This window comes from Listeria cornellensis FSL F6-0969 (assembly GCF_000525855.1).
Taxonomy (GTDB): Bacteria; Bacillota; Bacilli; order Lactobacillales; family Listeriaceae; genus Listeria_A; species Listeria_A cornellensis.
Genome location: NZ_AODE01000023.1, coordinates 62,874 through 76,260, shown reverse-complemented (window position 1 = coordinate 76,260; position 13,387 = coordinate 62,874). Strand labels below are relative to the sequence as shown.

At 44.5% G+C, this 13,387-nt stretch carries 15 protein-coding genes and 1 pseudogene; 6 read left to right on the top strand and 10 right to left on the bottom strand.

Features of this window, described 5'->3' with window-relative positions; all coding sequences use genetic code 11:
* Positions 1-51 precede the first annotated feature (51 nt).
* A complete protein-coding gene (locus tag PCORN_RS10960; protein WP_036080372.1) occupies positions 52-885 on the bottom strand; it encodes a class I SAM-dependent methyltransferase in 834 nt (277 codons plus the stop codon).
* A 118-nt stretch (positions 886-1,003) separates the two neighbouring features.
* Between PCORN_RS10960 and PCORN_RS10955 the strand changes: the two are divergent.
* Positions 1,004-1,899: pseudogene (locus PCORN_RS10955) on the top strand (tyrosine-protein phosphatase).
* A gap of 65 nt (positions 1,900-1,964) precedes the next feature.
* On the opposite strand, the gene PCORN_RS10950 reads toward PCORN_RS10955, so the two are convergent.
* The 5 genes from PCORN_RS10950 to PCORN_RS10940 all read right to left on the bottom strand — a co-directional run bounded on the left by PCORN_RS10950 (position 1,965) and on the right by PCORN_RS10940 (position 4,028).
* Entirely contained in the window at positions 1,965-2,222 is a 258-nt protein-coding gene (locus tag PCORN_RS10950) for a hypothetical protein (protein WP_036065561.1), read from the bottom strand.
* Positions 2,223-2,271: 49 nt separating this feature from the next.
* Positions 2,272-3,087: a Cof-type HAD-IIB family hydrolase gene (locus tag PCORN_RS10945; protein WP_036080370.1), complete on the bottom strand. Its 816-nt coding sequence runs from the start codon at positions 3,085-3,087 to the stop codon at positions 2,272-2,274.
* Between the two features lie 140 nt (positions 3,088-3,227).
* Complete coding sequence (locus tag PCORN_RS21315; RefSeq protein ID WP_420912029.1) at positions 3,228-3,422, bottom strand: DUF1433 domain-containing protein; 195 nt, start codon at positions 3,420-3,422, stop codon at positions 3,228-3,230.
* A 40-nt stretch (positions 3,423-3,462) separates the two neighbouring features.
* Entirely contained in the window at positions 3,463-3,639 is a 177-nt protein-coding gene (locus tag PCORN_RS19360) for a hypothetical protein (protein ID WP_159102571.1), read from the bottom strand.
* Positions 3,636-4,028: a DUF1433 domain-containing protein gene (locus PCORN_RS10940; protein ID WP_036080368.1), complete on the bottom strand. Its 393-nt coding sequence runs from the start codon at positions 4,026-4,028 to the stop codon at positions 3,636-3,638. Before PCORN_RS10940 ends, PCORN_RS19360 begins: the two co-directional genes overlap by 4 nt.
* Positions 4,029-4,072: 44 nt before the next feature.
* On the opposite strand from PCORN_RS10940, the gene PCORN_RS10935 reads away from it, so the two are divergent.
* From PCORN_RS10935 to PCORN_RS10925, 3 genes are all read left to right on the top strand, one after another.
* Positions 4,073-5,206 carry a lipase family protein gene (locus tag PCORN_RS10935; protein ID WP_051999401.1) on the top strand — a complete coding sequence of 378 codons (1,134 nt, stop codon included), beginning with the start codon at positions 4,073-4,075 and terminating at the stop codon, positions 5,204-5,206.
* A 28-nt stretch (positions 5,207-5,234) separates the two neighbouring features.
* Entirely contained in the window at positions 5,235-5,624 is a 390-nt protein-coding gene (locus tag PCORN_RS10930) for a hypothetical protein (RefSeq protein ID WP_036080365.1), read from the top strand.
* A gap of 298 nt (positions 5,625-5,922) precedes the next feature.
* Entirely contained in the window at positions 5,923-7,485 is a 1,563-nt protein-coding gene (locus PCORN_RS10925; RefSeq protein WP_036080362.1) for an LPXTG cell wall anchor domain-containing protein, read from the top strand.
* A 40-nt stretch (positions 7,486-7,525) separates the two neighbouring features.
* Here PCORN_RS10925 and PCORN_RS10920 read toward each other — a convergent pair whose 3' ends face one another.
* On the bottom strand, positions 7,526-7,849 hold the full coding sequence (locus PCORN_RS10920; RefSeq protein WP_149024321.1) for a hypothetical protein: 324 nt from the start codon (positions 7,847-7,849) through the stop codon (positions 7,526-7,528).
* Positions 7,850-8,198: 349 nt separating this feature from the next.
* Here PCORN_RS10920 and PCORN_RS10915 point away from each other — a divergent pair, with 349 nt between their 5' ends.
* Together PCORN_RS10915 and PCORN_RS21495 are read left to right on the top strand one after the other, a co-directional pair.
* Positions 8,199-8,555, top strand: a complete 357-nt coding sequence (locus PCORN_RS10915) for a hypothetical protein (RefSeq protein WP_036080356.1) — start codon at positions 8,199-8,201, stop codon at positions 8,553-8,555.
* 14 nt (positions 8,556-8,569) lie between these two features.
* Complete coding sequence (locus tag PCORN_RS21495) at positions 8,570-8,962, top strand: sunset domain-containing protein (RefSeq protein WP_479481419.1); 393 nt, start codon at positions 8,570-8,572, stop codon at positions 8,960-8,962.
* 45 nt (positions 8,963-9,007) lie between these two features.
* Here PCORN_RS21495 and fdhD read toward each other — a convergent pair whose 3' ends face one another.
* The 3 genes from fdhD to fdhF all read right to left on the bottom strand — a co-directional run bounded on the left by fdhD (position 9,008) and on the right by fdhF (position 13,327).
* Positions 9,008-9,799 carry a formate dehydrogenase accessory sulfurtransferase FdhD gene (gene fdhD, locus PCORN_RS10905; RefSeq protein WP_036080351.1) on the bottom strand — a complete coding sequence of 264 codons (792 nt, stop codon included), beginning with the start codon at positions 9,797-9,799 and terminating at the stop codon, positions 9,008-9,010.
* A gap of 64 nt (positions 9,800-9,863) precedes the next feature.
* The gene (locus tag PCORN_RS10900) at positions 9,864-10,340 is read right to left on the bottom strand and encodes a helical membrane plugin domain-containing protein (RefSeq protein ID WP_036080348.1); all 477 of its coding nucleotides are present in this window, start codon (positions 10,338-10,340) and stop codon (positions 9,864-9,866) included.
* Complete coding sequence (gene fdhF, locus PCORN_RS10895; protein WP_036080345.1) at positions 10,340-13,327, bottom strand: formate dehydrogenase subunit alpha; 2,988 nt, start codon at positions 13,325-13,327, stop codon at positions 10,340-10,342. Before fdhF ends, PCORN_RS10900 begins: the two co-directional genes overlap by 1 nt.
* Positions 13,328-13,387 lie beyond the last annotated feature (60 nt).

Below are 13,387 nucleotides of genomic sequence, written 5' to 3'. Positions count from 1 at the left end.
CTAACGCTATCTTTTCATCGTATATGACAGCGTATTTTTCAACTACAAATATTACCCCTCTATCACACAACAATACGAATTCATTGGCAGCACCGTGTCCACCTGAATCAGATTCGCCTGCGCCAACAGTAACTCTTTAAATTTCGCCGGTAGCGCCTCTTGTTTCGCGATTTCCTCCGCGATATGGTTGACGACAAACGACGCCTCCCAACTCGCATCTTGCATTTCCGGCGTCCAAATATCCTCTTCGCTCGTCACTCGCCAACCTTGACTCAGCACCATTTCCGCGATATCTTCCGGCGTGATAAACGTCCGTACATTCGATGAGGTTTCTGACTTGAACGCCTCATATTGCGCCTGCACCAACACCGCCAACAAATGCGATTCCTGCCGCGAATCCGTGAGATGCGGGTTCCATTCCGCAAAACAAATCCGTTTCGCCCATTTTTTCACAACTTGGAGCATTTCTAGAAGTTCAGCTTTGGAACTGAAATACCAGGACGCATGCGAGATAACCGCGACGTCAAACGCTTGCTCTTCAAACGCCAAATCACCACGCAAAATATCCGTTTCCAGCTTAAATTCAATGCGCGATCCGAGCTCCGACTGCAACAAATAATACGTCGACTGCGCCAATGTGAATGGTGCGCCGTAATCTGGTGAAGCGATGTCGACCGCATACACAGAGCCAGTTTTGCCGACATGATACGCTAATACTGCGGTCGTGTCGCCTTGCCCGCAACCAATCTCGAGCACTTTATCGCCTTCTTTTATGCCCCAGAACTCCGCAAGCTTGATACGATGCCCTGTTTGCACTGTTTGAATCTCGTCCGACGCCGCATCCCGAAGCATGCACGCCACAATTTTTTCCGTTTTTGCCTTCATATGTAACATCCTTTCCAACTTTACATTTCTCGCGCGATTCTTTACGCCCTCTTTACAGAACCTCAAAACGAATCGGCATTTCGCTCGCTATAATAAGGCGTATGAGGAGGGGAAAAATTTGAATAAATTTGTAACTATTACTGGTGTTGTCGTTGTTGGAAGCTCTTTACTACTCGCGGGTTGCGGGCCTACAGATGTGGACTCACTCGCCGCCAAGCAAACCCAAACACAGGTCAAGCCGGGTGGTCAAATTAAGCTAGACGGTGCTGTGAATATTCGTGATCTTGGTGGCTACAAAACCACCGATGGCAAAACGATTAAGTCTCACAAACTGATCCGCGCCGCCGAACTTGCCAATCTTTCCAAAAGCGACATTAAAAAGCTGACTTCTACATATGGTCTGGCTGAAATTATTGATTTCCGTACCGATTCCGAGGTGAAAGCGAAGCCCGATCCAGTCATCAAAAACGTCGATTACATTCACGATTCGATCATGAAAGACAACGGTTCGTCAACTAGCGCGCAAGATATGATGGCCAGCCTCGCGAAAATGGACAATCCCGAGCAATTCCTAATCAGCGCCAATAAAAGTTTCGTCACCGACCAGCAATCGATCGACGGCTACAAACTTTTTTTTCCAAGAGTTACTAGACAATAAAGATGGCGCCGTACTTTGGCATTGCACCGCGGGTAAAGATCGTACCGGTTTTGGGACAGCACTCGTACTCGCAGCGCTTGGCGTCGACCAAAAAACGATTATGAACGACTACCTACTTTCGAATAAATATCGCGCGGCAGAGAATCAGAAAACCCTTGATGCCCTCGCAAAACAAACCGATAATCCGAAAGTTTTGGCTGGCATGAAAGCAGTTCTCGACGTTCGCCCGGCCTATCTAAACGCCGCGTTCGATGAAATCAACGCCAAATACGGTAGCACCGATGCATTCCTCAAAAAAAGGGCTCGGCTTAACCAACAAAGATATCAAGAGCCTCCAAAAAGCCTACCTACAATAAATATAAAAATGTGATCAGTCTTCGCCAAATTTAGCGCGAGTTACTGATCACATTTTCGTTCGTTGTTATTCGATTTTGTCTCCGTAAAATTTCGCTTTTGCCTTACAAATTGGGCATTTTATCTTGTGTTTCTCATGTGCACATGATTCGTCTCCGTTTGACGTCATCATTCGATAAGCTTTTTTCAGTAGTGGAATCGCGATAACGATCCCGATCAGTGTCATCAGCGCGATAAAGCCGATGAAAATAAGCCCAGCCGCGATACCAATCACGAAAATTTTCTTCACCGTGTGTCCTAGATCAAAGCGTTCTTCCTCTTCCATGTTGAATCAGCTCCCTAGATAAAATTACTTCCAAGTTCAGCATAACACGTTACTTCTCAAAATCAAGTAAAAACTGACCAAGCCCACCCGTATCGTGATGACCCGCGACGTAATCCGCAATCGCCAACGTCTCTGGAATGCTGTTCTCCATCGCCACGCCCATTTTGGCAAGTTCAATCATGCCGATATCATTCTCATTATCGCCAAACGCAATCGTCGTCTCCAAATCAAGCCAGCCAGCTTCATCCAAATACGCGAGGCCATGCGCTTTATCGATGCCAACATTCATAATATCAATCAGCGTCGTGCCAGAAGCCATCACGGAAAGCGGTAATTTCGCCAAAGCTTCGCGCACCGCCACACGAGTGTCCGCATCATCCGAAAGCACCAGAACCTTCAGCGCAAACTCGCCAGAACGCTCGATTTCCCCGACAACATCCGCCGTCACGGTAAGCGGCACCTGCTCATTTTCAGGAAGCGTCTTATTCGCCTCGACAAACCCAGCAATTTTCCCCGTTACAGTAGGTCCAACAATCCGCTCCGTCGTGTATACATGATAATCCACGCCAAACCCGCGCACCAACTCAATCACCTGACCCAACAAATCATACGAAATATCGCTTTTCATCAAAATTTCATTCTTTCCAAAATCGCGAACAAGCGCACCGTTACAAGAAATAACCGGCATCGTGATCCCGAGCTCATGAATAAATGGCATAATCGCCAAATCCAAACGCCCAGTCGCCAGCACCAATTTCTTGCCGCGCTTTTGCCAATCCAGCAACACCTCTTTATTCAGCGGCTGAATCACCGCACCGCCCTTAGCCAGCAGCGTTCCGTCCATATCCGTTACAACTGTCTCCATTACAAAATCACCCTTCCAAACTTATCTAAAAGCGCCTCATCGGCGGACGCCATTACTACTCGAATTATAAAGGAGTTTCGGTGAGTTGTCACGGCATGCGCTGCAAAAAACACAGCATAAAAATCACCGTGGCTTACATACTATTCCCGTTTCTCTATCTCTTCAATTTCTGAAACTGAAAGTACCTCCTGATTGGGGCTCTTTGCATGAGGAAATGATTCACCACTTATAATCAAAGCCCCTTCATAGTGCTCATCATATACACCAGCATCAAAAGATAGTTTCTTATCCCCATTCACATATCCGTTAATATGCGGGATTCCTGTCGGATTAATATCTACACCTGTAATTACAACAGAATCTATATTTTCATAGTTATACTTTAAATAATTTTTCTACCCTTGGGCTCTCTTCCACAATCAATTTATCAATCGCTTCTTCTCTCGCTAATGTTCGCTCATCTATTTCTTTCTTTACAAAGAGGAAACTGCCTACGATAATAAATAACCAGAATGCTATTAGCACTAGGAAAATAAATCTACTCGTTCTCATTCCTTGTTTCCCTTTTCATGCTCTTCAATCTCCAAAACAGACAAATCACTTTTCTGCTTCTCCTCTAGCTCATACGGAATACTCAAATCCCCATCAAAATGATCTTTATGTACTGCTGCATTAAAATATAAATCTTTATCATTATTCACATAACCTTTGATATGTGGTATACCAGTTGGATGAATCTCTGCCCCAGTAACAGTTACCTGATTCACTCCTATAAAATTATACTTGAAATATTTTTCAATACGCGGTTTCTCTATAGCAATCAACTCCGCTAATTCATCTTCCGCTTTTTGATTTTCTTTTTCTTTCATAATATATACTCCTCCTGTTATAATGGAAATAAATACCAGTAAGATACTAGAAACAATTAACCATTTTTTCATGTAATCACCCCACCATATCATAACATAAAGGGAGCAAAATGGAGATGAAAATAACAGAAGAAACTAATTTTTATTTAGCCGATGCTGTGTATGATAGTGAAGTACTAAGGAAAGACAACGTACTAACACTGAAAGATATCGGTAAAACAAAATGGATTACAGTAAATTCGATAGATAATAGAAACGGCTTACAAGCAACCGCTGTTGTCCCGCTTGGTGAATACAAAGCATGGAAAGCAGGGTCTATCAAAGAGTTTAGCCATATGGTCTTCATGTCAAGAGGCTCTGAGGAAGGAGCTGACTGGAACCAGAACACCAAATTAGCAACTACATCACCTGCAAAAAAAGACGATCAGTTTACAACCTACAATAATTTCGTAAACACCACACTATCCAAACACACAACCAAAAACTACAGCTTCACAGGCCACAGTCTCGGCGGCGCACTCGCTCAATACGAGGCTGTCAAACATACTAAACCGGCCATAACCTTCGCCGCTGCCCGTTCATTCAATAAACTAGCACCTGACGAACAAGCAAAAGCAAAAGACGGCACATACTTCCATCTCATCAAAGATTTCCGACACCATGGCGACGTTGTAGGATTACTACCTCCCGATGCTTTCGTATTTTACCAACAATATTATTTCAAAAATGGCGCGGCCAGCGATCCACTAAACGCTCACTTAACAGAAGGTTTCCGCAACCAGTTCGGTAGCAATGGCGCCACGAAACTTGCCATTTCTCCTGATGAGATTAAAGCGCTTGCGAATCGAATGAAAGATGTAGCGGCAGACATTGATCGCATGGTTCGCCTCATTGAAGATTTTCGTCAAGCCGAAAGCGATGCAGTCCAGAAAATGGTGCGTAAATTCAACGATGCTACATATGGCGGTGAATACGATTTACTGAACGAAAACGATGTAGACGATGTGATGCACGGCCTCGCTGTCAAAAAAACAGAAGGTGTCTACCGTTTCCACGACGAAGAAATTTTGCATGATTTACTTAATAAGTTGTTAGAACAGCAGTACCACCTGCAACAATTCGCAAATGAAATCGGCAATGCGGGGCACCAAATGCAGCAAACAAATATCAATCTCGGTCATGATTTAGACCGCACAATTGGTAGCTTAGTTGGTATTGCGGCCGGTAACGCGATTAATTTTTTCAAGTAAACAAATAGAGAAAAAAAGGGGGAACACAATGGATTTATTTCATGAAATTAGACAAATAGAAGTAGAGATTGCTAAGGCGATTCTAGCTGGTGCGGATGCAACGGTCGGCGCTTTAAAATCTCAAAAAACAGCATTCGAAAGGCAACTTCAACTCGCGGCTTTGAAATGTGATATGCTACGTGATGCTAATAATTTAGCTGAAGATTCTGCTCACATCCTGCACGGTAAGGAAACAATGTTTGACGATTGGGGGCGCGAACTTACACGCATTCAAAGTCAACTCGGCATTTCCTTCGAAAGTAAAACCGGTGACGCGATTAGCTCCCAATTACAAAATGAAATACGCAAGCTTTGTACAGATCGCGAAGAAGATTTCCGAGAGCTCCAAAAAAGCACCAAAATCAATTTCCACATATAATATATAAAACAAAAAAATACTGCTATTTTCCGATATATATCTACTATTCTACAGAAAATAAGCATATATTCTAACTCCAAACCAAGGATAAACGTAACAAATCCATTGGTACATCTCAATTCATCAACTCCAAAACAAAGCTTTCTCCTAGTCCCAAACCCAATTTCTACATTAAAACAAAATGTGAACAAACTGTGAACTTGATAAATTTTGCCTTCAAATGTACATTTTTTCGCTAGCCAAAGAAATCGATACCTTGTACAATAGTAACTAAGCATATTAAAAAGGGGAGACACTCATGTACCTAAAAGAAAAATCGATTAGCATCGCGCTAGTATTTGGACTAACTTTTTCAACTGTAAGTCCCGTATTTGCCGAGGAAATGACATCCCAACAAGATGCACAGCAACAAGCAGGTTGGGAAACTACTGAAGTCGCAGCAAAACCGAATGTTCATGTAACACAAGGTTATTACATTATTCCGGCTGATTTTGTGCAAGTCTTTAGCCAAAATCGCGCTCCGGTCCTAACTTACAAGGATGGTGTAGTAGCACAGAACGACACCGTGGGAACTTTTGAAACAACAATTGTAGTTACTTACAACGACGGATCATCGGAAGAAATCACGGTCAGCTATACAGTTGACGCAGATCCGAGCGTAACACCTCAACCAGATCCTGAAACACCAGTAACTCCTGATCCTGATCCAGTAGAACCTGTGAAGCCTGATCCTGAGACTCCGGTAGCCCCAGAGCCAGAAACACCGGTGACGCCGAATCCAGATCCAGTGGAGCCTGTGAAACCAGATCCTGAAACACCAACAAAACCGGATCCAGAGAAACCGGTAACTCCTGATCCTGAAACAACAGATCCTGAGCAACCAGTGAAACCTGATCCAGGTAAAACAGATCCAAAACCAGAAACAACGGTACTTGCTACAGCAAAAAATAATGTCACATTGGAACTAAATGATGCAACAGCAACACCAAGTACTTTTGTAACTAAGAGTACTGCTAACGTGAAGCTTTCCTTCAAAACACAGCCAGTGACAAACAAACTTGGCGCGCAATCCGTGCAAATTACGGCAACAAACGGCTCCGCTACAACAACTGTAACCGTTAATTACACAGTGGTAGACACAACGAAACCATTTATCAATCAAGATGGCGATGTTTTCTACGTGTGGCCGGGTGAGGAATGGACTGCGGAAGAGCTAGTGAACGCAACAGATAACTCTGGCTACGTGAAAATTTATTTCCAAAATGGCGCAACACATCTAGACACTTCTGGCATTGGTGCAAACAGTACGGTTATCGTAGCTGAAGACGCTAGTGGCAACGTTTCAACACTTAATTTCCAATATGAAGTTATCTCGGTTATGGGTATCATGCTTTACTCAGCACCTTCTGTTAACTTCGATATGAGTACAGACACAGACATTTACGGTGGTACAGAGCCTGATACAACGCTATTCGTTATTACAGAGCAGAGCGAAGAAGTTCTGGCTGAAACACGCGTAGACTACTCAGGCAGCTATCATGCCGTTCTTGATCGTCCGCTACAACCAGGTGAAACAGCTTATCTGATTGCGGTTGATGATAACGGTGGGGTCAGTGATGTCACGCATTACACTTATGGCACGAAACAAATTCAAGAAGTGAAGTCATCCACGATTTCCAAAGCTCCAGCTAACTCAGAAACGGAGCAATCAACACAACAAGCACAAGCAGCTGGAAACGAAATCGTACCTGCAAGAGTAAATGAGCTACCAAAAACAGGAGATTCCAGCACAAACGGATTTGTTGTCTTCGGTCTATTACTTTCTGCAACAGCTTTATTGTATTTAAGAAAACGTTCATAAGTAATATAAAAAAGACGCAAAATCAGATTTTGCGTCTTTTTTATTGAAAACTGATCAATTTCTCCCGCCACTGATCCCCGACTCCAACCGCATGCGTCTTGCTCCCATCCTGATTGAAAAATAGTAATAAATCCTCATTCGCCAAGTCAATAACCATTTGAGACTTCACCTTTTTCCTCATCAAAATGGGCGTCATAATCTCCTCTTCCACCCAACGATATCGTAAATCATCCGTTAAGAAAAGATACATCTCCAATCCCGAATTCTTATAAATCTCCATCAAATGTAACATTTTAGGATAATTGGACGGCACATTTTTCACAACTATATATGGCTTTTTGAGCTGTATTTCTTCACATTCCAATTCAGGAAACTCCATCTGAAAATCGGCTAGCTTCCAAATCTTCGTTGTGAACAAAATGGCTATTCGACTCTCATGGAAAGCTTGACGTTGCAGTTTTTTTTAAAATATACGGCTCAGTTGAAACTACATGAAACTGGATTTTCTGGACTTGGAATGGAAAGTAATCTTGTACTTGACTCATTCTTCCACCTCCTAAAAGATACATATATAAACAAAAAAAAGGCTTGATTGTAGCGTTTAAGTACAAAAAGCCTACGTTCACGACTAAAAAAAGTGTTTTTGCACTTCTATATATTATAATACAGTGGGGAACAATAAAAAATGATTTAAAAGGGAGCGACACATTTTTATGGGAGTATTTCTATTTATAATTGGATTTTTAGGCTTTTTCTATGCGCTTATCATGTTAATTCTTGGTATCTTCATTCGTGGGAAACAACTTTTTAAACCTAGGCTTAATTTTATTATTTTAGCAGCCACATTCATTTTAACCATCGTTGGTGCAAATATGATTCCGGCAACACAGACCACAGCTGAACCCAAAGTCGATGTTAAGAGTGAGGAAATACAAAAAGATAAGCAAGCAGATAAACAAAAAGCAGCGCAAAAAAAAATTGGAAAAAGAACAAGCAGAACTAAAAAAAAGAACAAGAAAAACTTCTTAAAGCACAGGCAGAACAGCAGAAAAAAGAGCGGGAACAACTAGCGAAAGACAAAGCGATCGCCGAACAAAAAGCCAAAGACTTAAAAATTCAACAAGAACAACAAGCAAAACTAGCAGCTGAACAAAAAGCTGCACAAGTCGCCGAGAAAGAGCAAGAAGCTGAAGAGGCGCAAAAAGCAACAGAAAAACAGCAACAAGCTTTAAAAGAACAAAAAGAGCGTGAAGAGCAAGAAGAACAAGCAAAACAAGCCTCCCCTCCAGCAAGTAATGACAACGGTGGTGGAAGCCAATATGTTGATTCGAATGGTCAGGGTACGATTAAAGGTAGCGTTAACGGAATCTACCACGTACCTGGTGGGACTTACTACAATCGTACAAAAAATGTCGTCGCTTGGTTCAAAACAACCGCAGAAGCTGAGGCTGCCGGATATCGAGCATCCGAGCGTTAGCCCAAAAAAGCGCCAAATCTCTAAAAACGAGGTTCGGCGCTTTTTCTAATTCTCCAAAATCCGGTGCTGTCCACTATATACACTAAAACCATCTCCACGTATAAAACCAACCGCCGTAATATTAAGTTCCCGCGCCATTTCTATCGCGAGTTCTGTCGGTGCCGAGCGCGATAAAATAATACCGCAACCAATTTTCGCAGTCTTCACCAAAATCTCCGAGGAAATCCGACCGCTAAAAATAATCGCCTTATCAGCCATCGTGATTTCCGACTTCAAGCAATGCCCATAAATTTTATCAAGCGCGTTGTGTCGTCCAATATCCATCCGCACACAAATCACCTCATCGCGACTACAAAGTGCGGCGTTATGCACCCCGCCAGTCTTACGAAACGTATCCGAATCCGCCTCAAATCGCGACATTAAATCGAAAATATCCGCTGGGCGCAACACCAAATCCGTCTCATTTCGCGTCTCCACAAGCGATGCATCCGACTGAAAATAGAAGTTCTCCCGCGATTTCCCGCAACAAGACGTAATGTAGCGTTTCGCACGATATTTCGCATTAAATTTGTTCACGAAGTTCGCCGTCACCTTCGCATGCCCCGTTACCTCGATGATTTCCACACGATCAATATCCGCAACACCACGCACAATTCCCTCCGAAATCAGAAAACCAACAACCAAATCCTCGGCATATTCCGGCGTACAGACAATCGTCACCAATTCAGCCTCGTTCACATAAATCGTCAGCGGATACTCAACGGCCACCGTCGCCACATCATCAAACATATGCCCCTCTTTAAAACGCCGAATCCCAAGCCCAGCAGTCGTTTCCATCCTCGTCCCCACCTAACGAAAACCCCAGATGCGCATTAGTTAAGCACCATCTGGAGTCTAATTTTTATTTCAGCTCTTGTCCGACACCTTTCAAAAATGCCAAGCCATAACGCAACGCCCGATTCACATCAGGATCCTTCATCGCTTTTGCCAGTCCGAAAAGTCCCAGCGTCGCGTCCTCTTTCAAACTCTCATTCGCCTTCGCCTGCGCGTTCGCAAGTCCCTCCAACATTTTCTCCGTCTGCTCTGGCTTCGTCTCCGTCAATAATTTACTCGTCATCATCAAATTATTAATCGCATTCGTCGCCGGTTCCTTCCGAGCCTCATTCAAAAATGTCGTAGCGATATCCTCTTTCGCCTTCAAAGCACTGTTCAACATGTCCAGCGCCCCAGAATCATGCAGCGCCTTCACTAACTCCAAAACTTCCATGAAAGCCGCATCATCCGTCGTGATTTGGTCTTTTATTGCCGTCATTTTATCCTGTTTTATCTGATCATCCGTTTTTTCCACACGGCGAATTTTAGAAATCGGTTCTGCCATCACGCCTCACTCCCTTTCTTACAGCCACAGTTTCCACCACAAGCACAATTATGCTTCGAAATCGGTTGGTAATCCTGACGTGCCCACTTACGTTCGATCTCCACACCATTTTGCGGGAAGCGCGTCGCATTTCGCGGATTATGTTTCGGCAGCGGGTTTTCCCCACATTTTTGCAATACTTCCAAGTTTACCTTCGTCTGTTTATAGGCTGGCGTCTTCGTTCTCACGTCAACCGCGCTAGACGTCAATAAATTAACCGCCGTCTCATGGCTAACCGAGTGCATCGGCAAGTAAACCTCATTCGCGCGAACCCGATCCGTCACGACCGCATGCACCTTAATGTGACCATATGGCGACGTCAACCGCACCAGCGAACCGTCCTCAATGCCACGTTTCTGCGCCAATTCCTTCGATACCTCTACAAAAACTTCCGGTAATTTATAATCCAAGCCCTTCGTTTTATGCGTCATATTTCCTTCATGGAACTGCTCCAACAAACGACCATTATTAAGCGTTAAATCAAACTCTTTCGGGAACTCAATCGGTGCAATATACGGCAATACAGAAAGTTTCGCCTTGCCATCAGGGAAATTAAAACGATCCTCATAAAGTAGCGGCATATCAACACCATCCGCCGAAACCGGCCAAACAAGACTATCAAAACCTTCCATCCGATCATACCTTACACCCGCGAAGAATGGCGCAAGACTCGCAACCTCATCCATAATCTCACTTGGATGCGTAAAGTTCCAATTACCACCACACGCGTTCGCCACTTCTTGAATGATCCACCAATCCGGTTTCGAATCACCAAGCGGCTCCAACACTTCGTACAAACGCTGCACACGACGTTCCGTATTCGTAAACGTGCCATCTTTTTCAAGCGAAGGCGATGCCGGTAAAACAACATCCGCAAATTGCGCCGTCTTCGATAAAAAGACATCCTGAACCACGAAGAAATCGAGTTTTGCAAGTGTATCTTGGACATGGTTCGTATTCGAATCAACCCAAGCCATCTCTTCCCCAATCAAGTACATCGCTTTAAGCGTCCCAGCCTCGATTGCGTCCAACATTTCATTATTTTTAAGACCCGGTACTTCCGAAATTTCCACGCCATACGCTTCTGAAAAACGCGCGCGAACTTCTGGATTTAAAAGTGACTGCACGCCCGGCAATACGTTTGGCAAGGATCCCATATCACAAGCCCCTTGCACGTTATTGTGCCCACGAAGCGGATACGCGCCCGCGCCATGACGACCAAAGTTCCCCGTCACAAGCAGCAAATTCGAAATCGCCGCCGACGTATGCGAGCCCGCAATGTTTTGCGTCACACCCATACCCCAACAAATCGCTGTCCCATCAGCCTCATGCACCATTTTCGCCACATTTTCAAGCGTCTCAACCGAAAGCCCCGTCTCAGCCTCCGCGTACTCAAGCGTAAACGGCGCGAGGAAAGTCATGTAATCGGCCACATTCGAAATCCGCGCTTCCATAAACGGCGCATCATGCCAACCCATATCAATCATGTACTTCGCAACCGCCGTCAACCATACAAAATCCGTTCCCTGTTTCGGACGAATAAACAAGTCCGCGCGCTCCGCCATCTCATGCTTCCGAAGATCCGAAACCATCAATTTCTGGCCGTTCAATTTCTGCGCACGCTTCATACGACTAGCAAGAACCGGATGCCCATCTGCAGGTGAACAACCGACCAAAATCACAAGTCCAGCCGTCTCAATATCCTCCGCCGTTCCCGAATCCGCCCCAATTCCGACCGTATTCGTCAAACCATCCGACGCCGGCGCTTGGCAATAACGCGAACAATTATCCACATTATTCGTCTCAAACACTTGACGAGACAATTTTTGCATCAAATAATTCTCCTCATTCGTCGTCTTAGAAGAAGAGATAAAGCCGAGCGAATCATTGCCGAACTCCGAACGCAAACTACCCAAACGCTCCGCAATAAACGCAATTGCTTCCTGCCACGACGCCTCCACAAACTCATCACCTTGGCGAATCAGCGGCGACGTCAAACGTTGGTCACTATTCACAAAGTCCCAACCAAATTTACCCTTCACACACGTCGCAAACTTGTTCACAGGCCCCTCACCAGTCGGCTCCACTTTCAAGATTTGGCGACCTTTCGTCCAAACTTCAAAACTACACCCAACCCCGCAGAACGTACAAACCGTTTTCGTTTTCTTCGTCCGCGTATCCCGCATCGATTTTTCCATTTCCGACAACGCGAAAACCGTCTGATACGGCGGCTCCACTTTTTTAACCATATCGATCATTGGCTCTAGCACTTCCTCGCCAATTCCCGTCATAAACCCAGCTTGACCGAGCATCGATTTCTCCATCAACGCGTTACAAGGACAAACCGTCGCACAAAGTCCACACGACACGCACGACGACATATTCGCCGGACGATCATCATCCCAAATAACCCGAGGCTGCGGCCGATCCCAATCTATCGAAAGTGTCTCATTCACCTGCACACTCTGACACGCCTCGACACAGCGCCCACAAAGAATACACTGATCCGGATCATAACGATAAAACGGATGCGAAAAGTCATTAATATAGCCCTTTTCACGGAATGGCCGTTCCTGCGAATCCACCTCAAGCAGTTCCGCCGTATTATGTACCCGACAGTTCCCATTATTATTATCACAAACCGTACAATACAACATATGATTCTCCAAAATCCGATCCATCGCCTCGAGCTGCGCCTCTTTCGCCTTTTCCGAATCCAACTTAATCTCCATTGAATCCTTGAAATCCGTACTACAAGCCCGCATCAACTCGCCGTCAACCTCACACATACACGTATCACACGACTGAATCGCGCCCATCTGCTTACTATAACAAATATGCGGATGATGCACGCCCTCCTCATTCAAATAATCTAAAATTCGCGTACCTTCCTCCACATCATGCGCCTTGCCGTTAATCTTCACCGTGACTTTCACCTTCGCACCCATCCAAAAATCCCTCCTTGAAAACTAAGAACTCATGCCAATCTAGGAAAACCATTAGGAAGC

Excerpts from the sequence above, each read along its gene's own strand:
- PCORN_RS10960 (WP_036080372.1), bottom strand. The coding sequence starts at position 885 with ATGAAGGCAAAAACGGAAAAAATTGTGGCGTGCATGCTTCGGGATGCG.
- PCORN_RS10950 (WP_036065561.1), bottom strand. The coding sequence starts at position 2,222 with ATGGAAGAGGAAGAACGCTTTGATCTAGGACACACGGTGAAGAAAATT.
- PCORN_RS10945 (WP_036080370.1), bottom strand. The coding sequence starts at position 3,087 with ATGGAGACAGTTGTAACGGATATGGACGGAACGCTGCTGGCTAAGGGC.
- PCORN_RS19360 (WP_159102571.1), bottom strand. The coding sequence starts at position 3,639 with ATGAGAACGAGTAGATTTATTTTCCTAGTGCTAATAGCATTCTGGTTA.
- PCORN_RS10940 (WP_036080368.1), bottom strand. The coding sequence starts at position 4,028 with ATGAAAAAATGGTTAATTGTTTCTAGTATCTTACTGGTATTTATTTCC.
- PCORN_RS10935 (WP_051999401.1), top strand. The coding sequence starts at position 4,073 with ATGAAAATAACAGAAGAAACTAATTTTTATTTAGCCGATGCTGTGTAT.
- PCORN_RS10930 (WP_036080365.1), top strand. The coding sequence starts at position 5,235 with ATGGATTTATTTCATGAAATTAGACAAATAGAAGTAGAGATTGCTAAG.
- PCORN_RS10925 (WP_036080362.1), top strand. The coding sequence starts at position 5,923 with ATGTACCTAAAAGAAAAATCGATTAGCATCGCGCTAGTATTTGGACTA.
- PCORN_RS10915 (WP_036080356.1), top strand. The coding sequence starts at position 8,199 with ATGGGAGTATTTCTATTTATAATTGGATTTTTAGGCTTTTTCTATGCG.
- fdhD (WP_036080351.1), bottom strand. The coding sequence starts at position 9,799 with ATGGAAACGACTGCTGGGCTTGGGATTCGGCGTTTTAAAGAGGGGCAT.
- PCORN_RS10900 (WP_036080348.1), bottom strand. The coding sequence starts at position 10,340 with ATGGCAGAACCGATTTCTAAAATTCGCCGTGTGGAAAAAACGGATGAT.
- fdhF (WP_036080345.1), bottom strand. The coding sequence starts at position 13,327 with ATGGGTGCGAAGGTGAAAGTCACGGTGAAGATTAACGGCAAGGCGCAT.